We start from the raw sequence: 19,450 nt of genomic DNA, 5'->3' as shown, positions 1-19,450 counted from the left end.
GTCAGAAAGCCCATCCCAGGATGCCGGAGGGCAGGGAGAGTCCCAGCCCCATGTCGAACGCGATGTAGGTGAGGGAGCTGATCGTCAGACCGACGAACAGCGCGAACAGCGGCCGCGCGTGCCCGAAGCCGCGCGCGATCCCGGCGAACAGCAGGGCCGCGGCGATGATCCAGCCCAGGATGCCGAGGAGGAACGCGAAGATCAGGAACGGCCCCACGACCCACGCGAAGGACCGCCAGTCGACGCCGACCGCGCGCTCGGCTGTGGCGTCGGCCCCCGCAGGGACCTCCACGGAGGCAGCGGTGGCGGGGGTGGCGGGGGCCTCACCGGCGCCGGGGGTCGTGGCATCCATCGTCGGGTTCTCGCCCAGCGACCGCACGGCGGCGATCCCGAGGATCACGGCGAAGACGTACAGGCCCGCGGCGATGATCCCGGGGAAGAACTGCGGCCCGGGGAACGCCGCGGAGGCGGGCACCCTCATCGTCACGATGCCGTAGACGAGGTACGTCGCGAACGCCGCGAGCACCATCGGCATGACCAGCGCCTTGGCGATGCCGGACGCACCGCGTCCGCGACGGAACCGCAACTTGTCGCCCACGACCGCCGAGACGGAGGTGGGGTTGTTCGACGGCATCACAGGCCCATCTCCTCGTACAGTCGCTCGATGCGCGCCCGCTCCTCGGCGAGGAACGCCGTGAGGTCGTCACCGGTGATGAGACGTTCGGTCCAGTGGTAGCGCTCGCGCGCGTCGGCCCACTCCGGGGTCGCGGTCGAATCGAGGACGAGCTGCGTCAGGCTGTCGACCTGCTCGCCGCTCAGTCCGCTCGGGGCGGCGAGCATGCGCCAGTTCGTGAGCTTCATGTCGTAGCCCTGGTCGATCGCGGTCGGGATGTCGACGCCCTCGAGGGGCTGTTCGGCGACCAGCGCGAGGGCGCGCAGACGCCCCGACTCGATCTGGTCGATGTTGTCGGGGTAACCGCCCGCGGCGGCCTGCGCGGTACCGTTCAGCAGCGCCTGGATCGCCTCGCCTCCACCGTCGGACGAGATGTAGGTCATGTCGACGGGCGGGATGCCGGCGGCGAGCGCCAGCTCCGCGACGACGAGCTGGTCGAACGACCCGCCGCCGGTCCAGGGCAGGGCCTTGGGGTCGGCCTTCCACGCCTGCACGAGGTCGTCGAGCGTCTGGAACGGCGAGTTCGCCGGCACGACGATGACGTCGTACTCCTCGACCATGACCGCGAGGGGGGTCACGTCATCGAGGGTCGCCGCCGAGTTGAACTGCACGGTCGCGGCGAGGAGACCCGTTCCCCCGACGAGGAGGTTGTTGGCCTGGCCGTTCAGCACCGACACGTTGCCGAGGGCGATCGTGCCGCCGGCGCCCGGCATGTTCACCACCTGGACGTTGTTCACCAGCCCATTCGCCTTCTGGGCCTGCTGCAGCTCGCGCGCGACACCGTCCCAGCCGCCTCCCGCGGCGGCGGGGGCGATGATCGTCATCGACGCGTGGATGTCGTCGCCCGCGGCGGCGGAAGTGATCGATCCGTACGCGGCGGTCGCGATGGCCGCGACGCCGACGATGCCGCCGATCGTGCGGCCGACCCATCGGCGGCGGCCGGGGGGACCGTCCGCGGCATGGTCGCGGACAGCGGGAGGCGTAAGCTCCGTCATCACAGCTCCTCCTTGCGAACGTCGTCGTTTCGCAGAATGTGACGACGCTCGCAGGGGCGGGAGTGCGACGCACCCCCCGGTCGATTTGTGCTCATATTGCGCGCGAAAGAATGTCACCCCCATGTCCGACACCGCCCCCGCGGCCCGCACCCGTGGCGTCCGTCGCGCGCTCATCGTGCTGCCGAGCCTCATCGTGCTGACCGCCGTCGGCGTCACGACCTTCATCGCCGCGTCGGTGCAGGAGCGCCACATCCGCGACGACACCGCCGAGCGCGTGTACGACGTCGCGGCGAGCCTCGCCGAGCTCGACGACGTCCGCGACACCGTGGCATCCGTGTCGTCCGTCGGCACGCCGGAACGGCTCGCGGATGCCGCCGCCCTCACCGGCGCCACGGCGACGCTGCAGCCGCTGGCCGACCTGATCGAGCGCACGACCGGGGTGTTCTACGTCGTGATCACGGACGACGAGGGTGTCCGCATCACCCACCCGGCGAGCGCCCAACGCGGACGCCAGGTCGAGACCGCCAACGCGAGCGTGCTGGCGGGGGTGCCGTTCCTCGGCACCGAGACGGGCCCCTCGGGCAGCTCGTTGCGCGCGAAGGTACCCGTGCGCGACGGGGAAACCGTCGTGGGGATGGTGGCCGTCGGGGTGCTGGAGTCGAGCATCCTGTCCGACCGCGACGACGCGCTCGGCGACCTCCTGCCGTGGGCGCTCGGCGCGCTCGTCATCGGAACGATCGCGTCGTCGCTGCTGGCCGCGGCGATCGAGCGACGCTTCCGGCGGCTGGACGACCTCGCCGCCGAGCAGGAGCGGACGGCCCGCACGATGGTGGCGCTGCGCGAGCAGGCGCACGAGTTCGGCACGCGCCTGCACGTGCTGCACGGCCTCATCTCGCACGGCGACACCCGCGACGCCCTGACCTACATCTCCGACGCGCTGCCCGGACTCACTCCCCGCGAACCCTCCGACAGCCGACTGGATGCCTCGGTCGTCAGCGCGAGCATCGAGGCGCTGCGCAGCGAGGTCTCGTCACTCGGGGCGCGTCTGGAGGTGCGGATCGACCGGGACATCGCGATCGACGAGACTGTCGTGCTCGTGCTGGTGAACCTGTGCCGCAACGCCGCCGAGGCGGGCGCGACGCGCGTCCGGTGCAGCCTCGACCTCGTGGGGGACGTCCTGCACGGCTCGGTCGACGACGACGGCCCGGGGATCGATCCGCGCGACGTCGAGCACGCGTTCACGCTCGGGTACACCTCCAAGCCCGACCTCACCGGGACGGGCCGCGGCATCGGGCTCGCCGTCGTCCGGCGGGCGGTGACCGAGCGCGGCGGCGAGATCCTCGTCACCCGGTCGGCGTGGGGCGGGACGAGGTTCGAGTTCGACATGGCGGCGCCGCGATGACCGACCGGATCCGCGTCCTCGTCGTCGACGACGACGCCGCAGCCCGTGCGCTGCACGGCCGCTACGTCGCCGAGGTGCCGGGCTTCGCGGTCGTCGGCTCCGCGGCGGACGGGGCGGGGGCGATCGCTTCGGCGCAGGCGGGCATCGACCTCGTGCTGCTCGACATGCGCCTCCCCGACATCAGCGGTGTCGAGGTGCTGCACCGACTCCGGACCCTCGGCGCCGGGGCGGTCGACGTGCTCGTCATCAGCTCATCGCAGGACCAGGTCACCGTGCGGCAGGCGCTCGCCGCCCACGTCGTCGGCTACCTCGTCAAACCGTTCACGGCGGACACGCTCCGCCGGAGGCTCGAGGCGTACCGCGTCGAACGGAGCGAGAGAGCGGATGCCGACCGCGACCGCGCTCTCAGCCAGGGCGATATCGACCGTCTGCTCGGCACCGGAACCGTGCGCGTGCCGACGCGCACCGCACCGGAGGCGCGACCGAAGGGCTTGGCATCCGTGACCCTCGAGCGGGTGCGCGCGGCCCTGGACCCGGTCGCGTTCGTGTCGGCAGCCGAGGTGGCGACCGCGTGCGGACTGTCGCGCGCCACCGCGCAGCGCTACCTCGAGCACCTCGTCGCGACCGGTGTCATCGACCTCGCGCACCGGTACGGCGCCCGCGGCCGCCCACGGATCCTCTACCGGCTGGCTCCCGCCCCGCCGGAGTGAGACGCGGCGCACGTCCGGTCCTGCGAGCCGGGGCCGGGTCGGCTAGAGCGCGGCCGCGAGGTGCCGCAGCACCGAGACGTGGCCGTCGCCGGGGTGCGTCTGCAGCGCGACGTCCGGGAGCGCCTCCGAGAGCAGCCGCGCGTGCCGCGGCGGGATCACGCGGTCCCGCTCGCCCTGCACCAGCAGGACGGATGCCGTGACATCCGCCAGATCGAACCCCCACGGCCGCGCGAAGGCGAGGTCGTCGTCGATGAGCCCGTCGTCACCGAACTCGGCCGACGCCCCGACGTCGGCGCCGAGCGACGCCCACTCCCCTCGCAGTGCCGCGTAGTCGGCATCCACGAAGGAATCCGGATCGAATTCGTCGATCTCGGCGAACCGGCGCCGCGCCACTTCACCCTCCGCCGCGGCGCGGAGCGCCTGCGGCGCCTGCATCCCGGCGAACCACTCCTCGGTTCCGTCGAACGGTGCGGGCGAGGCGAACGTGACGACGCGGCGGACGAGCCCGGGCATCACGGCCGCAGACGCGAGCGCGTGCGGTCCGCCGCCCGACGCCCCGACGGAGACGACGGATGCCACACCCAAAGCCTCGAGCACGGGACGCAGCCCCACAGCGACGTCGGCGACGGTCCGACCCGGCACGCGCGGCGAGAGCGCATAGGCCGGCCGCGCCACCGACACGACAGCCAGCCCTCGGGCGTCGGCCGCCGCCTGCACGGGCGGAAGGATCGCACCGGTCTGCGGCGAGCCGTGGTGCCAGAGGAGCACGTCGCGCCCGACGACGTCGTCGTGCGAGACGTGGACGTCGAGACCCGCGATCGCCGTGCGCATACGCCCAGGCTCGCACAAGCCGGGTCGAGTATCCCGGACACGCTGCCTCAGAATGCGAATCGAGGCGCGCCGGAACGTCACCACCCGAGACGGCGCCCGACCGCGCGGGCGGCGCGGTCGGGGAAGTCCTCCCAGCCGGGTCGGAGGATGTCGCAGGCGAGGACGAACAGGGCGTGCGCCGCTTCCTCTACCGGCTTGTCGAGGGCACCGCTGATCTCGGCGGCCCACCGTGGGTAATCGTGCTCGAATCTCCGTGTCGGGTCGATACGGTCGCGCGACTCCGGTGCGGCTCCGGGGTACCGGGCTCGGATGGCGCGTACGAGGTGGTTGACAGCGTGGAGACGGATGAACTGGCCGCCGTTCAGGATCTCCCCGCGCCGGACCCGTCCCATGCCCAGCAGGATCTTGACCAGGACGAGATTCGTCTCGTTGATCGGGTCGAACGCGTCACGCGCGACCGCTTCCCGCTGACCGGCGGCGACGATCTGAGCCGTGACCTGGTCGGAGTCGACCACGACGCTGGCGTCACCCGCGACGGCCCCGGCGAGTTCCGGTGGCTCGGCGAGCGCGAATTCGAGGACGTGCCCGTCGTCGTACATCGCCACGAACCCGATGCCCCCTTCTCTCGCGAGGAGGACCATGCGGTGCGGGTCGGGGAGCCAGGTGAGGTCCGCGCGTGCCGCGTCGCCTCGCCCTGTCTGCGCGATGACGAAGAAGTCGTGGTCCGACCACTCGTCACGACGATGTGCGCCCGCATCGGAGGCGGAGCCCAGGAGGACGAGACCCGCCAGGTCGTCGCGCGACCTCACTCCCGCGATCAGTCCGGATGTGACCGCGGCGAAGCGCTCATCGGAGGATGCCGGTGGTGAGATCGCGGGGTCGGGTGCGGTCATGATGGCCCTTTCGTGCGTGCGTGTCCGAGAGCACGTCCTCACGACGTCGTGACGAGCCTCAGCCCTCGACGTTACGGGACCGACCCCCGTGAGTCCTGACGCCTCTCGTCTCGACGTCTCTCGTCTCGACGTCGTGTCAGAGGATGACGCCGAACTCGTCCGCCAGCGCCGGGAGCTCCGTGTGCAGCACGTGCGTCGCCTCCGCGGCGAGCGGGTTCGTCGAGACGCCGTTCTCGTTCACGAGCTTGCCGCCGACGTACACCTGCTTCAGGTTGCGCAGGCCGCACGCGAGCACGTAGCTGCGCACCGGGTTCCACAGCGGACCGACGTCGGGAAGCCGCGGGTCGACGACCACGAAGTCGGCGAACTTCCCGACCTCGAGGCTGCCCACGCGGTCGTCGACGCCCATGATCTCGGCCCCGCCGAGGGTGTGCAGGCGCAGCACGCGCTCGGGCATCATCGACAGCGGGTCGTGGGTGCGCGCGCGCTGCATGAACATGCCCATGCGCATGTTCTGCCAGGGGTCGGCGACGTCGGTGCACGCCTGGTCGTCCAGGCCCATGCCGACCTTCATGCCGAGGTCGAGCATCTCGGGCACGTGCGCGATGCCCGACGCGAGACGCCCGTTGGATGCCGGCTGCCACGACATGCTGGCACCGCCCGCGGCGGCATCCGCGATGATCTCGGGCGTCGTCTGGATGAAGTGCCCGAACATCATGCCGGGGCGCAGGGCACCGGCGTTCTTGTAGAGCTGGAACTTCGTCTGCTGGTGCTCGATGGCTTCGTACGTCTCGAGGAAGTGCGCCTGGTTGGTTACGCCGAAGCGGTCCATGACGGCGACCTCGATCTCGGCCGCGTCGGGCCGGGTCGACCACTGCACCTGTCCCATGATCGAGGCGCCGAGCGCGATGTCCGGGTCCATCGCGAGGACGTGGTCGAGGGAGGCCTCGAACCGCGCGAAGATCTCGTCGTCGGTGCCGACGGTCGCGTCCAGGGCGATGGAGTCGACGAAGCGGAGCCCTGCGTCGTGGCATCCATCCGCCTGGCGGGTGTGCCACGCGTGATCGCGCAGGACGCCGCCGCCGTCGGCGCGCTTGCCCTCGACCATCGGCTCCCACGGCAGCAGCGGGTCGGTGAAGTTGTACGCGGTCGTCACGCCGTTGGCGAGGAAGTCGAGCGACCCGTGCAGCGTCGCCCAGTAGATCTGGTCGGGCGAGGCGTTGTTGAGCACGCTGAACATCGACGTGCACCAGCCGTACAGCGTCTGGTCGACGCCGAGTCCGCGGGAGCCGCTCGTGAACAGGTGGCTGTGCGACGAGACGAAACCGGGGGCGACGAACTTGCCGTCGACGTCGAGGATCTCGTCGGCCGTGAGCCCCGGGGCGGGGTCGCCGGCGCCGATCGCGGCAATGCGTCCGTCCTGGACGAGCAGGTATCCGCGCTCGATGTAGCCGGGGTCGTCGGTGCCCGCGGGGACCGTGATGAGCCGTGCGTTCGTGACCAGAAGCGACATGTTGATGACGGTAACAATCGCGTGTTTCCGCGGTGTTCCGAGAGGGTGGCGGGCTGTTTGCGGGGGTCCCTCGTCCCACTCTCGGCAGAACATGTCCCACAAACGGTCGCTGTGAAAGTGTCAGACCGACCACAAATGGGACGAGGTTCGAGAAGGTCAGGCGAACGCCGCCCGCACCGCCGGCGCCACCGCCGCCAGCACGGCGTCGCGCGCGGGCGTCGACGGGAACACCAGGAACAGGTGCGGAACGCCCTCCCGCCGCACGAACTCGACCGGGGTTCCGGATGCCGCCAACCGCTCGGCGTACTCCTCGGCTTCGTCCGACAGCGGGTCGACGCCGGCCGCGACGATCACGGCCCGAGCCGAACCGGCGAGCTCCGGCGCGCGCAACGGCGCGGCCTCGACGGGCACCGGGGTGGCGGCACCCGCGGCGGCCGCCCCCGCGGCACCCGCCCCCGCGGCGCCCGCCCCCGCGGTATCCTGGACGTACAGCCCCCAGTACCACTGCATGCCCTTCGCGGTCAGCGGCAGGTTCTCGGTGTGCGCGCGGTAGCTGGGCCGGTCGGGATCGGGGGCGTCGAGCACGGGGCACAGCAGCACCTGGACCCGGATGCCGGGGGCCCGACCCTCGCGGGAGCGCAACGCCAGAGCGGCGGCGAGGTTGCCGCCCGCGCTGTGCCCGACGACGCCGAGGAGCGCGGGGTCGACGAGACCGCCGGCTCCCGCGGCGGCGAAGCGCAGCGCGCGGTCGAGGTCGTCGAGGCCGGCGGGGAACGGGTGCTCGGGCGCGAGACGGTAGTCGACGCTCAGCACCTGCGCGCCGGTGGCCGCGGCGAGCGCGCGGCACAGGGCGTCGTTGTTGGCGAGGTCGCCCGCGACCCACCCGCCGCCGTGGGCGAACACGAGGGTCCCGCGGTGCTCGGCCCTCGGCCGGTAGAGCCGCAGGGCGAGGTCGCCGTCGGAGGTGTCGATCGACTCGACCACGTCGTCGTCGGGCAGCCGCACCCACGACGGGTTGGCGCGCAGCTCGGCGATCCGCGCGGCGTCGTCGCCCTCGGCATCCGTTGCCCCCGAGGGGATCGTGCCCGCGCGCGCCGCGAGACGCGCGAGGTGCGCGCGGACGTCGGGGTCGGTGATCGCGGGGTGGACGCTGTCGCTCACGGCGCTCCTCGGGTCGGGCGGTGCGGTCGGGGCGGGATCGGCCCGTTCAGTGTCCAAGACACGCGGATGCCGCGCGACCGCGTCCGCGTGTCTTGGACACTCAACACCCTCGAGACACCCTCGAGCGCCGGAACCGGGCCCGCCGCGGCAAGCGTTACGGCGCGGAAACACCGCCGTCGCCCACATGCCGAAACATGGCCGCATGACCTCTCCCGTGCGGCGCGCGGCCGCGATCCTCGCGACCCAGCGTTTCGTCGTGATCGGCACCGCCGACGCCGACGGCCCCTGGACCGCGGCGGCGCAGTACCGGCTCCTCCCGCGCGGTCTGTACGTCGAGTCGGACGTCTCGTCGCGGCACGCGCGCGCGATCGCGGCGTCGGGGGTGGCATCCGGGGTCGTCTTCGACTCCACAGCCGCACCCGCCGACGCGGATGGCGTGCAGCTGGCGTTCGCGGCGCGGGAGGTGGATGCCGACGCCTCGGCGATCCGTGCGGTGCTGGCCGCGCGGCTCCCCCGCGATGCCGGCGACGACGACCCGGCGACGGTGCTCGACGTGCCGACGAAGCGGCTGTACGTGCTCGAGGTGCAGGGGGCGTTCGTGTTCGATCGCGACGCCTGGCGCTCGCGCGGGACCGATGCCCGGCTCGAGGTCGACGTCACCGAGGTGTGGGCGATGCTCGCGGCCCCCGCCGATAAACGCTGATCCCGGCGAGAAACGGGACGACCCGCCGTTTCTGGACGCGAACGCCGTTTCTCGCGAGGAGGGGCCGCCGGGACGACGCCACGGCACCCCGTTACGCCACCGAAACACCCGCGTCGCGGGGCCGTTCGCGCCCGGGCGTACGGTGACGCCGACGGGCGCTCCCGACGCCCGGGTGAGGAGAACCATGTCGCAGCGCGTCATCGTGACCGGGGGTTCCGGCGGCATCGGCGCCGCCATCGTCCAGCGCTTCACGGCCGACGGCGCGGAGGTCGCGGTGCTCGACCGGCGCGCGCCCGCGGGCTGCTCGGCATCCTTCTTCCCGGTCGATCTTCTCGACCCGCTCGACACGCGGCGCGCGGTGGGCGAGGCGATCGAGGCGCTCGGCGGCGTCGACGTCCTGGTGAACTGCGCCGGGATCTTCCAGCACGCGTCGCTCCTGGACATCACCGTCGACGATTGGGATCGCGTCCTCGACATCAACGCCCGCGCGACCCTCGTCACGATGCAGGCCGTCGCCCCCGTGATGCTCGAGGCCCGGCAGGGCTCGATCGTCAACATCGCGAGCATGGCCGCCAAACACGGCGGCGGCGGCGAGGGGCACTACGCGGCGTCGAAGGCGGCGGTCGTGGCGCTCACGCGCGCCGGGGCGCAGGAATGGGGATGCCACGGCGTCACCGTCAACGCCGTCTGCCCGGGGTACGTGCTCACCGACATGGGCGCCGACACCCGGTCCGAGGCCGACGTCGCGGCGTGGAGCGCGAAGTCCCCGCTCGGTCGCCTCGGCATCCCGGAGGACGTCGCCGGGGTGACGCACTTCCTCGCCTCGCCCGCCGGGGGCTACCTCACCGGCCAGGCGATCAACGTCACCGGCGGCATGATCATGCACTGAGCCCGGGCCGCCCGGACCGAACTCCTGAGAAACGGGCACCCTCGGGGCGCACCCGCGGAGCAAGGGCCTCGATCCGCGGATTTCTCAGGAGTTCGGCTCGCGGGAGCGGTCGAGCACCGCGGACAAGTGGCCGACGAGCGTGCCGGATGCCAGGGAGCCGGGGCCGAAAAAGGTCTCGTCGACGTCCTCCACAGCGTGATTGGCCGTGCGGGCGAGCGCGCGTCCCTCGGCCGTGGGCCGAACGCGGACCGCGCGGCGGTCGACGGCATCAGGGGTCCTCTCGACGAGTCCACGGGCGGCGAGGGCGCGGAGCACCTGCGACACCATCATCGGGTCCGCCCCCGCGCGGCGGCTGACCTCGGCCTGCGTCAGTCCCTCCTCGACGTCTCCATAGGTGAGCACGGCGAGCAGGACGAACTGCACGTGCGTCACGTCGAACGGCGCGAGCGCCCGACGGACCGCGGCCTGCCAGCGGTTCGTGACCTGCCAGAGCAGGAACCCGGGGCTCTCATCGGCCGAGGCGAAGCGAGTGTCGAGGGGCGTGGTCATTCCTCGATCATCGCGCGGACGACGCCGGCATCTCCATCACGGCGATGAGCCGATCGAGGTCCTCGATCGCGGAGCGTTCGAATCCGGAGAACGCCGTGCGCACCCAGAGCCACGCCAATGGTCCGTCGAGCGTGACCTCGACGGAGAGGGCAGATCCTTCGGCGGACGGCTCCGCGGTGTGGCGGAACGTGAGCCGCGCGCCGGGGACACGCGACACGTCGGTGTAGACGCGGTCGGTCTCGAGCTCCGAGATGGTGAACGGCGTCCGGGGTCCGCCCTTCGGCTTCAGGATGCCGTGCGCCCCGAGCCGCACCGGGCCGTCGACGCGCACCCACTCGGTGTCGGGCGACCATTCGCTCCAGGTGGCGTGGTCGATCCAGCGGGCGAAGAAGGCGGCGGGAGGTGCGGCGGCGGAGCGGCGCACGGAGGCGAGAGTGATCATGGTTTTAGTATGCGCGCTTACTACATTGATCGCAAGTGAACGCTCGCCCACTTGTGACTGCCCGTGACGGGGAGCGCCGACTCCCTCCCGGGCATCGCTACGTTGGGCGTTGTCGTCTTCCCCTTCCCACGGAGCGTTCATGACCGTGTCCGATCTCGAGACCGAGGCTCTGGACTTCGTCCGCGCCCTGATCCGCATCGACAGCGTCAACACGGGCGATCCGGCCACCATCGGCGACGGCGAGACCCGCGCGGCGCTGTTCGTCCAGGAGCGCCTGCGCGAGGTCGGGTACGAGACGCACCTCGTCGAGCCGTGGCCGGGGCGCGCCAGCGTGGTCGCGCGCCTTCCCGGGTCGGATCCGGATGCCGGTGCCCTCGTCGCGCACGCCCACCTCGACGTCGTGCCGGTCGAGGCGACCGACTGGACCCACCCCCCGTTCGGCGCGGAGATCCACGACGGAATGCTCTACGGCCGCGGCGCCGTCGACATGAAGGACTTCGCCGGCATGCTGCTCGCGATCGCGCGGGCGTTCCGCCGCGACGGCATCGTCCCGCGCCGCGACCTCATCTTCGCGTTCTTCGCCGACGAGGAGGCGGGCGGCGTCTGGGGTGCCCGCTGGATCGTGCAGAACCGTCCCGAGCTCTTCGCCGGCGCCACCGAGGCGATCAGCGAGGTCGGCGGGTTCTCGCTGCCGCTTCCGGGCGACCGCCGCGCGTACCTCGTCGCCACGGCCGAGAAGGGCGTGACAACGGCGACGCTGACCGCGAGAGGGCACGCCGCCCACGGCTCGCGACCGACCGACGACAACGCGGTCGTGCGCCTCGCCCGCGCGGTCGTCGCGATCGGGGAGCACCGGTTCCCCCTCGTCCGCACGGCGACGTCGGAACGGTTCCTCGAGGTCTACGGCCGCGCCAGCGGACAGCCGTTCGACGGCGACGACCTCGACGTCGACCTGCAGCGCCTCGGTTTCGCCGCCTCGGTGATCGGCGCGGGGACGCGCAACACCGCGTCGCCGACGGTCCTCACCGCCGGAGGGAAGGCGAACGTCATCCCCGCCGCGGCGAGCGCCACGCTCGATGTCCGCGTCCTCCCCGGCCAGGGCGAGGCGGTGCGCGCACAGCTGGCCGAGGTCGTCGGCGACGACATCGCCGTCGCGTGGGCCCGGGACATCCCGGCCATCGAATCCCCCGTCGACGCGCCCCTGCTGGACGTCCTGCAGGATGCCATCACCGCGGAGGACCCCGACGGAACCGTCGTGCCCTACCTCCTGCCGGCCAGCACCGACAACAAGCACCTCGCCCGCCTCGGCATCCGGGGATACGGGTTCGTCCCGCTCCGCGTGCCGGCCGACTTCGACGTGTTCGGCCAGTTCCACGCCGCCGACGAGCGCGTCCCCGTGGATGCCGTGTACTTCGGCGCCCGCGTGACGGCGCGGATCCTCCGCGACGCCTGACCCGCGCCCCCGCCCGCCGCCGCGCCCGCCCCCGCCGCCGCCCCACCGCCGCCCGCCGCCCCGCCGCATAGCGCGCCGGCGCCCCGCGCGTCCATCGTGTTACCGCTCGTGGCTCCCGATTTCGGCGCGTGGCGGAGCGTTTCGACGCGTGAATCCGCGCCTCGCGAGGCCTCCCGCCCGGCCGTACCGTGACCCTCACCCGACCGGCGCCCGCCGTCGGTCGGAACCCGAGGAGCACACATGACCACCACAGCGCCGGCGACCCCCGCCCGCACCGACACCGCACCCGCGGCCGACAGGATCGATCTCGGCACGGTCGCCGTGGTCCCCACCCGCCACTGGTGGCGCTGGACCCTCAGCGGCCTGCTGCTGTTCGTCGTCGCCCAGTTCGCCTGGAACCTCGTCACGAACGACCGCTACATGTGGGGCACGTTCGCGCAGTACTTCTTCTCCGAGCCGGTGCTCATCGGCATCGGGTACACGCTCGAGCTGACCGCGATCTCGGCGGCCCTCGGTTTCATCCTGGGCACGCTCATCGCCCTCGGACGTCTGTCGCGGTCGCCGCTGGTGAGCTCGCTGGCGTGGGGCTACATCTGGTTCTTCCGCTCGGTGCCGCTCGTCGTGCAGATCATCGTCTGGTACAACCTCGGCTACCTGTACCCGACGCTGGGTCTCGGGACGCCGTTCACGACCGACTTCTGGATCGTGGAGTTCCCGACCGTGCAGCTGATCAGCGCGTTCGCCGCCGCGATCCTCGGTCTGGGCCTCCACCAGGCGGCCTACTCGGCCGAGATCATGCGCGGCGGCCTCATCTCGGTCGACCCGGGGCAGTACGAAGCGGCGGCGGCTCTCGGCATCCCCGCCTCCCGTCGCCTGTTCCGCATCATCCTGCCGCAGGCGATGCGCTCGATCGTGCCGAACGCCACCAACGAGGTGATCGGGCTGGTCAAGGGCGCCTCGGTCGTGTTCGTCATCGCCATCCCCGAGCTGTTCTACGCCGTGCAGGTCATCTACAACCGCAACAGCCGCGTCATCCCGCTGCTGCTGGTCGCGGTGGTCTGGTACGCGATCATCACCACGATCCTGAGCATCGGGCAGTACTACATCGAGCGGTACTACGCCCGCGGATCCGCGCGGGCGCTCCCGCCGACACCGCTGCAGCGCGCTCGCGCCTGGGTGAGCACGCAGTGGGCGCGCTTGGGCGACGGCCCCGTCCCGCCCCCGGAGCGACCGCGGTACGCCCCCGCGGACTCCGTGTCCGTCGGTCTCACATCCAACGGAAACGACACCAAGTTCGGAGGAACGGGCGCATGAGCACCACGACCGAGGCCCCCACGCGCGGGCTCATCGAGATCCACAACGTCCACAAGAGCTTCCACGGCGTCGAGGTGCTCAAGGGCATCGATCTGACCGTCCATCCGGGCGAGGTCATCGCCCTCCTCGGCCCGAGCGGTTCGGGCAAGTCGACGCTGCTGCGCACCATCAACCACCTCGAGACGGTGGATGCCGGCTCGGTGACGGTGGACGACGAGTTCATCGGCTACGAGCTCCGTGGCGGCAAGCTGCACGAGCTGCGGGAGCGCGAGATCCTGCGCCGTCGCACGCAGGTGGGCATCGTGTTCCAGAACTTCCACCTGTTCCCGCACCTCACGGCGGTGGAGAACATCACCGAAGCGCCGTTGGCGCTCAAGCGGCTCAGCAAGAGCGACGCGCGGGAACTGGCGTTGAGCCTCCTCGACCGCGTGGGCCTCGCGGACAAAGCCGACGCCTACCCGCGGCAGCTGTCCGGCGGCCAGCAGCAGCGCGTCGCGATCGCCCGCGCCCTCGCACTGCAGCCGAAGGTGCTGCTGTTCGACGAGCCGACGAGCGCCCTCGACCCCGAGCTCGTGGGCGAGGTCCTCGACGTCATCCGCGACCTCGCGAAGCTCGGCACGACGCTCGTCATCGTCACCCACGAGATCGGCTTCGCCCGCGAGGTCGCCGACCGGGTCGTCTTCCTCGACCAGGGCCGCATCGTCGAGCAGGGCACCCCCGCGGAAGTCCTCACCCGCCCGAAGAACCCCCGCACGCAGGAGTTCCTCGCGAAGGTCCTGGGCTGAGCCCACCCCCTGCCCGGACGGCGCCGCCGTCACCCCCGGGCACCCGTATCGTCCCGGCGCCACCCGTCGCCGCGGCACCCCACCCGCACCACAAGGAGTCACAGCATGGCACTCAGTAAGAAGCAGGGCATCGCGATCGGAGTGATCGCCGCGGCGGTCGTCGCCGTCGCCGGCGTCGGAATCGCGATCGGCCTCAACCGCCCAACCGAAGCGGCCGCCGCACCCGAGCCCTCGGCATCGGCGTCCGCGTCGAGCTCGGAGATCGAATGGGTCCACACCGACCCCGTCCCCGAGGCCGTCGCGGCGCTCAAGGCGAGCGGTTTCACCCCGATCACCCCCGGCAAGCTCACCGTCGCAATCGGCGCGTTCGTCCCGCCGCTGAGCTACCAGCCCGACGGGACGACGGCGGCGACCGATGTCGCCGGCACCGAGCCCAACTTCGGCGCCCTCATCGCCGAAGGCCTGGGCCTCGAGTACAACCCCGTCGTCGTGGCGTGGGCGGACTGGCCGCTCGGCATCCAGTCCGGGAAGTACGACCTGATCACCTCGAACGTCACCGTGACGGAGGAGCGCAAGGAGCTGTACGACTTCGCCAGCTACCGCCAGGACGTCCTCGGGTTCTACGTGCGCTCGGACAGCAAGATCTCGAAGATCGAGAAATCCGACGACATCTCGGGTCTGAAGGTCATCGTCGGCTCGGGCACCAACCAGGAGAAGGTGCTGCTCGCCTGGAACCAGGAGCTCACCGACGCCGGCAAGGCGCCCGCCGAGCTGCAGTACTACGACGACAACGCCGCCGCGACGCTGGCGCTGCAGTCCGGTCGTGCCGACGCCAACTTCGGCCCCAACGCCACCTCGGCGTGGGCCGCGAAGGAGACCGGTGAGACCAAGCTCGTCGGCCTCATCCCCGGCGGATGGCCCCTGCAGGCCGACATCGCCGCGGGCACGAAGAAGGGCAACGGCCTGATCGAGCCCGTGAACATCGTGCTGAACGAGATCATCAAGGACGGCAAGTACGCCGACCTCCTGAAGGTCTGGAACCTCGAATCCGAGGGGATCACCTCCTCCGAGATCAACCCGCCGGGACTCCCCAAGTCCTGAGCGTCCCGCGCGGCCCGGTCCCCACGGACCGGGCCGCGTCGCGTTCGCCCACCGGAAGAATGGATGCCATGACCACCCCGCTCCCCACCGATTCGGACGTGCGCTCGAACGACGCGCCGACGATCCGGCTCGTCACCCCGGACGAATACGCCGAGGCCGGCCGTGTGACGGCGGAGGCCTACCGCCACAGCTACGACGGCCTCACCGAGGCGTATCTCGCGTCGCTCACCGACGTCGCGGGACGCGTGGTCGAGGGAGACGTGTGGGTCGCCGTCGACACCGACGGGACGATCCTCGGCACGGTGTGGGTGCCCCGGCCCGGCGAGCGGCTGTCGCCGCTCGCGGAGGACGGCGAGCTCGACTTCCGCCAACTCGCGGTCGCACCCGCGGCGCGCGGACGCGGGGTCGGCGCGGCCCTCACCCGGCACGTCATCGACCTCGCCCGCGCGCGCGGCGCGCACCGCGTCGTGATGAACAGCGGGCCGGAGATGACCGGCGCCCACGCGCTGTACCTGAAGCTCGGCTTCCGGCGTCTGACCGAGCGCGAGCACCCGATCGAGGTGGAGCCGGGACACTGGATCGATCTGCGCGCCTTCGCACTCGACCTCTGAGCGGATCGAGGACGGACCAGTGACACGGAACGACGACGCCACCCGCGGATTCGAGACCCGGCAGATCCACTCCGGGGCGGATGCCACCCACGAGCAGGGATCGCGGATCACACCGATCCACCAGACCGCGGGGTACCTCTTCGACTCCTTCGACGAGGGCTCCGACCGTTTCCAGGGTCGCTCCGCCCGACTGGTGTACTCGCGGGCCGGCAATCCGACCAACCAGGTCGCGGAGCGACGGCTCGCCGACCTCGAGGGCGGCATCGACGCCATCCTCACCGGAAGCGGCCAAGCGGCGATCTTCTCCGCGCTCCTCGGTCTCGCCGGCGCCGGCGACACGATCGTCGCCACGTCGAGCCTCTACGAGGGCACGAAGCAGCTGTTCCGCAACAGCCTCACCCGTCAGGGCCTGACGTTCCGCTTCGTCCCGCAGGATGCGGACGACGCGACGTGGGATGCCGCGATCGACGACCGCACGAAGGCGATCTACACCGAGACGATTCCGAACCCCAAGATCGACGTGGTCGACATCCCGCGGATCGCCGGCATCGCGCACCGGCACGGGCTCCCGCTCGTGGTCGACTCCACGGTCAGCACGCCGTTCCTCCAACGCCCTCTCGAGCACGGGGCGGACGTCGTCGTGCACTCGACGTCGAAATGGCTCTCGGGCCATGGGGCGGTGCTCGGCGGGGCGATCATCGCCGGGTCCGCGTTCGATTGGAGCGCGCACCCCGAGCGCTACCCCCACCTCCACGCCCCCTTCCGCGCATCGGGCGAGACCTACGTGGAGAAGTTCGGCGCCCGGGCCTACCCGACCTTCCTGCGCTCGGTGGTCGTGAACGACTACGGTCCGACGCTGAGCGCCCAGAGCGCGTGGCTGCTGCTGCTCGGTCTCGAGACGCTCTCGCTGCGGATGGAGCGCCACATCGCCAACACCGAGGCGATCGTCCGGTGGCTGGCGGAGCAACCGAACGTCCGCTCGATCGACCACCCGAGCGCACCCGGCAACCGGTACGCCGAGGTGGCGGCTCGACTCCTGCCCCGCGGAGCCGGTTCCGTCGTCTCCTTCGACCTCGCCGGCGGCTACGAGAGCGCCCGGCGGTTCATCGATTCCCTCGAGCTCGTCAGCCCGATGACGCACATCGGCGACGTCAGGTCTCTGGCCATCCACACCGGCAGCACGATCCACGGGCGTCTCACGGAGGAGGAGCGGCTCTCGATCGGGATCACCCCGGGTCTGATCCGCCTCTCGGTCGGTCTGGAGACGGTCGACGACATCATCGCCGACCTGGACCGGGCGATCCGCGTGGCCCACGCCTGACCCGCGCCGCTCGCGGCGGGAGCGCGTCGCTCCGCGGTCACGGGCGGGGCGCGACCGCCTCCGCGAGGGATGCCGCGGTGTACTCCCGCTGCACGAGTCCCCGTGCCTGCAGCAGCGGCACGACCTCGTCGACGAACGTCTCGAGACCGGCGGGATACCTGTCGAGCATGAGGTTGATGCCGTCCGCGGCGAACGTCTCGTACCACTCCTCGATCTCGTCCGCGACGCGCTCGGGCGTGCCGATGACGATGCGGGCGCCGTAGCCGCCGAACTGCCGCAGCACGGCGCGCACCGGAAGATGGCGTCGGGTCTGGATCCAGTCGAGGAACGTGAGGCGATAGCCCACGCTCGCGGCGTGCGTGGCCGGGTCCCAGGGGGCGTCGAGCAGTTCCGCGGGGAGAGGCGCGTCCAGGTCGAGGCCCGTCGCGTCCGCGCCGAGCACGGCGCCCAGCGACCGCAGCGCGTACCCGTCGGCGACGCGCGACTCCATGTCGTCGAACGATCGCTGCGCCTCCTCCTCGGTGCTGCCGATCACCAGCGACAGACCGGGAGTGATGCACGGCCGTCCCGCCCGCCCCGCGGCGGCGGCCGCCCTCTTCAGCTCGGCGTACTTGCGCTCCGCCGCGGCCCGGTTGAGCTCCACGGTGAACACGCCGTCGGCACGCCGTGCGGCCAGGTCCCGGCCCTGATCCGATCCGCCCGCCTGGAACAGCACGGGCTCGCGGTCGGAGGACGCGTGCCACAGGTCGAGGACCTCGTCGACGACGCGCTCCGCCCGCGCGTACCGCTCCGCGCGGGGCGGCAGGGGGAGGTGGCCGAAGTTCGCCGCCGACGATGTCGAGTAGGTCGTGACGACGTTCCAGCCGATCCGACCGCCGCTCAGGGCGTCCAGCGTGAGCAGCCGCCCGGCGAGGTCGGGAGCGTCGTTGTACGTGGTCGAAGCCGACACCACGGCGCTCAGGTGCTCGGTTCCGGCCAGGATGGTCGCCGCCACCGAGAACGGCTCGGCCAAGCCCAGCGGACGAGGATTCGGATCGTCGATGTTGGGATGGTCCGCGAAGAAGACGGCATCCAGGCACCCGCGCTCCGCGACCGCCGCGATGCCCGTCCAATGGTCGGCGCGCAGCTGGGCGTCGGCCGCCAGGTCCTGCACCTGCCATGCCGCCGGCCGCTGCCCCACGCCCTGCAGGTTGACGTTCAGGAGGACGCGTCCGCCGCGGCGGCTCATCGAACACCCCCGAACGCGCGCGGACGGTCGGACAGATCGAGCCGGCGCGGACGCAGGCCCAGCCGTTCGCGGAGGCTCCCCGCCGGGAGCCCGCGCGGAGGTTCGACCGCGCCCACGGCCGCTCGGATCGCCGACGCGCCGAGGAGGCGGAGCGGGCGTTCCCCGGGAACCGCCTCGGCTCCGACGATCCCGGAATCGTCCCCGCGGAGCAGTACCTGCGCCCCCGCGGACCGCGCGGCCGACCGCAGATCGTCCGCGTCACCGCCGTCGAGGTCGACGATCACGAGGTCGACCAGCGACCCGACGGCGGCGACCGCCCCGGGCGACCGGGGCACCCAGGCGCTCACGGGTTCTCCCTGCCGACTGCTGGGGGTGGCCAGGGCACCGGCGACGGGGAAGCGAGGTCCGGCATGCGAGATCGCGCGGATGCCGTCGGTCTCGGCGAAGACCCCGCGCTCGCGGTCGGCGATCAGGCTCTCGACCGGCCACGAGTTCCACAGGTCCCGGACCACGCGGATGCGTTCCTCCTCGGGGTCGTCGGGCAGCGCTCCGAAGACGACCCCGGCCCGTGCATCCGACAGGTGGTCGAGCGTGAGCGAGCGTCGCGCGAGGTTGTAGGGGAGGTCGCCGGGGGTGGCGGTCCACAGGATCCCGGTGGCGGGGAGCAGCCGCGCGAGCACCGCGGCGACGGCGTGCGCATCCGGTGCGAGCGGAGGCCCGTCGCCCTCGCGCGGCTCGCCGATCACCAGGACCGAGAACCTCGACAGCACGGACAGGATCCCGCGCCGGTCGTCCCGGCCCGCGAGTGCCGCCACCACGAGATCGAGAGCACTCGCGTCGAGCGCGACGGCCGAGGATCCCCCGCTCACGTGCCCC

20 protein-coding genes are annotated in these 19,450 nt (G+C 71.8%); 10 read left to right on the top strand and 10 right to left on the bottom strand.

All coding sequences use genetic code 11. The features are described from left to right. Position 1 precedes the first annotated feature (1 nt). Positions 2-634 carry a tripartite tricarboxylate transporter TctB family protein gene (locus P8R59_RS07395; protein ID WP_278103392.1) on the bottom strand — a complete coding sequence of 211 codons (633 nt, stop codon included), beginning with the start codon at positions 632-634 and terminating at the stop codon, positions 2-4. Next, complete coding sequence (locus P8R59_RS07390) at positions 634-1,668, bottom strand: tripartite tricarboxylate transporter substrate binding protein (RefSeq protein WP_278103391.1); 1,035 nt, start codon at positions 1,666-1,668, stop codon at positions 634-636. Before P8R59_RS07390 ends, P8R59_RS07395 begins: the two co-directional genes overlap by 1 nt. 121 nt (positions 1,669-1,789) lie before the next feature. On the opposite strand from P8R59_RS07390, the gene P8R59_RS07385 reads away from it, so the two are divergent. Then, positions 1,790-3,070: a sensor histidine kinase gene (locus P8R59_RS07385; protein ID WP_278103390.1), complete on the top strand. Its 1,281-nt coding sequence runs from the start codon at positions 1,790-1,792 to the stop codon at positions 3,068-3,070. Beyond that, the gene (locus P8R59_RS07380) at positions 3,067-3,780 is read left to right on the top strand and encodes a response regulator (RefSeq protein ID WP_278103389.1); all 714 of its coding nucleotides are present in this window, start codon (positions 3,067-3,069) and stop codon (positions 3,778-3,780) included. The genes P8R59_RS07385 and P8R59_RS07380 overlap by 4 nt, the downstream gene beginning before the upstream one ends. A gap of 42 nt (positions 3,781-3,822) precedes the next feature. On the opposite strand, the gene P8R59_RS07375 is transcribed toward P8R59_RS07380, so the two are convergent. The 4 genes from P8R59_RS07375 to P8R59_RS07360 form a co-directional block, all read right to left on the bottom strand. Beyond that, positions 3,823-4,611: an alpha/beta fold hydrolase gene (locus P8R59_RS07375; protein ID WP_278103388.1), complete on the bottom strand. Its 789-nt coding sequence runs from the start codon at positions 4,609-4,611 to the stop codon at positions 3,823-3,825. A 77-nt stretch (positions 4,612-4,688) separates the two neighbouring features. Further along, on the bottom strand, positions 4,689-5,504 hold the full coding sequence (locus tag P8R59_RS07370; RefSeq protein ID WP_077050896.1) for a hypothetical protein: 816 nt from the start codon (positions 5,502-5,504) through the stop codon (positions 4,689-4,691). A 136-nt stretch (positions 5,505-5,640) separates the two neighbouring features. Next, positions 5,641-7,017, bottom strand: a complete 1,377-nt coding sequence (locus tag P8R59_RS07365; RefSeq protein WP_278103387.1) for an amidohydrolase family protein — start codon at positions 7,015-7,017, stop codon at positions 5,641-5,643. Positions 7,018-7,173: 156 nt separating this feature from the next. Continuing rightward, positions 7,174-8,178 carry an alpha/beta hydrolase gene (locus tag P8R59_RS07360; protein WP_278103386.1) on the bottom strand — a complete coding sequence of 335 codons (1,005 nt, stop codon included), beginning with the start codon at positions 8,176-8,178 and terminating at the stop codon, positions 7,174-7,176. A 202-nt stretch (positions 8,179-8,380) separates the two neighbouring features. On the opposite strand from P8R59_RS07360, the gene P8R59_RS07355 reads away from it, so the two are divergent. Beyond that, entirely contained in the window at positions 8,381-8,881 is a 501-nt protein-coding gene (locus P8R59_RS07355; protein ID WP_278103385.1) for a pyridoxamine 5'-phosphate oxidase family protein, read from the top strand. 184 nt (positions 8,882-9,065) lie between these two features. Then, positions 9,066-9,770 carry an SDR family NAD(P)-dependent oxidoreductase gene (locus P8R59_RS07350; protein ID WP_077050906.1) on the top strand — a complete coding sequence of 235 codons (705 nt, stop codon included), beginning with the start codon at positions 9,066-9,068 and terminating at the stop codon, positions 9,768-9,770. 84 nt (positions 9,771-9,854) lie between these two features. On the opposite strand, the gene P8R59_RS07345 is transcribed toward P8R59_RS07350, so the two are convergent. Together P8R59_RS07345 and P8R59_RS07340 are read right to left on the bottom strand one after the other, a co-directional pair. Further along, positions 9,855-10,319, bottom strand: coding sequence for a MarR family winged helix-turn-helix transcriptional regulator (locus P8R59_RS07345; protein ID WP_278103384.1), 465 nt, complete (start codon positions 10,317-10,319; stop codon positions 9,855-9,857). A 7-nt stretch (positions 10,320-10,326) separates the two neighbouring features. Then, entirely contained in the window at positions 10,327-10,761 is a 435-nt protein-coding gene (locus tag P8R59_RS07340) for an SRPBCC family protein (RefSeq protein WP_278103383.1), read from the bottom strand. 139 nt (positions 10,762-10,900) lie between these two features. Here P8R59_RS07340 and P8R59_RS07335 point away from each other — a divergent pair, with 139 nt between their 5' ends. From P8R59_RS07335 to P8R59_RS07310, 6 genes are all read left to right on the top strand, one after another. Beyond that, a complete protein-coding gene (locus tag P8R59_RS07335) occupies positions 10,901-12,214 on the top strand; it encodes a M20/M25/M40 family metallo-hydrolase (protein WP_278103382.1) in 1,314 nt (437 codons plus the stop codon). A 240-nt stretch (positions 12,215-12,454) separates the two neighbouring features. Beyond that, positions 12,455-13,528 (top strand): amino acid ABC transporter permease, encoded by a 1,074-nt coding sequence (locus P8R59_RS07330; RefSeq protein ID WP_278103381.1) that lies wholly within the window; start codon positions 12,455-12,457, stop codon positions 13,526-13,528. Next, positions 13,525-14,313 carry an amino acid ABC transporter ATP-binding protein gene (locus P8R59_RS07325; protein WP_278103380.1) on the top strand — a complete coding sequence of 263 codons (789 nt, stop codon included), beginning with the start codon at positions 13,525-13,527 and terminating at the stop codon, positions 14,311-14,313. The genes P8R59_RS07330 and P8R59_RS07325 overlap by 4 nt, the downstream gene beginning before the upstream one ends. A gap of 105 nt (positions 14,314-14,418) precedes the next feature. Continuing rightward, entirely contained in the window at positions 14,419-15,414 is a 996-nt protein-coding gene (locus P8R59_RS07320) for an ABC transporter substrate-binding protein (RefSeq protein ID WP_278103379.1), read from the top strand. Between the two features lie 68 nt (positions 15,415-15,482). Next, complete coding sequence (locus P8R59_RS07315; RefSeq protein ID WP_278103378.1) at positions 15,483-16,025, top strand: GNAT family N-acetyltransferase; 543 nt, start codon at positions 15,483-15,485, stop codon at positions 16,023-16,025. A 19-nt stretch (positions 16,026-16,044) separates the two neighbouring features. Beyond that, on the top strand, positions 16,045-17,346 hold the full coding sequence (locus P8R59_RS07310) for an O-acetylhomoserine aminocarboxypropyltransferase/cysteine synthase family protein (RefSeq protein ID WP_278103377.1): 1,302 nt from the start codon (positions 16,045-16,047) through the stop codon (positions 17,344-17,346). Positions 17,347-17,383: 37 nt separating this feature from the next. Here the strand turns inward: P8R59_RS07310 and P8R59_RS07305 are convergent, their stop codons facing one another. After that, positions 17,384-18,574: an LLM class flavin-dependent oxidoreductase gene (locus P8R59_RS07305; protein WP_278103376.1), complete on the bottom strand. Its 1,191-nt coding sequence runs from the start codon at positions 18,572-18,574 to the stop codon at positions 17,384-17,386. Further along, positions 18,571-19,443 carry a hypothetical protein gene (locus tag P8R59_RS07300; RefSeq protein ID WP_278103375.1) on the bottom strand — a complete coding sequence of 291 codons (873 nt, stop codon included), beginning with the start codon at positions 19,441-19,443 and terminating at the stop codon, positions 18,571-18,573. The genes P8R59_RS07305 and P8R59_RS07300 overlap by 4 nt, the downstream gene beginning before the upstream one ends. Between the last annotated feature and the right edge of the window lie 7 nt (positions 19,444-19,450).

This window comes from Microbacterium proteolyticum (genome assembly GCF_029639405.1).
In the GTDB taxonomy this organism is placed as follows: Bacteria; Actinomycetota; Actinomycetes; order Actinomycetales; family Microbacteriaceae; genus Microbacterium.
The sequence above is the reverse complement of the archived record's forward strand: the minus strand, read 5'-3'. Positions and strand labels throughout refer to the sequence as shown.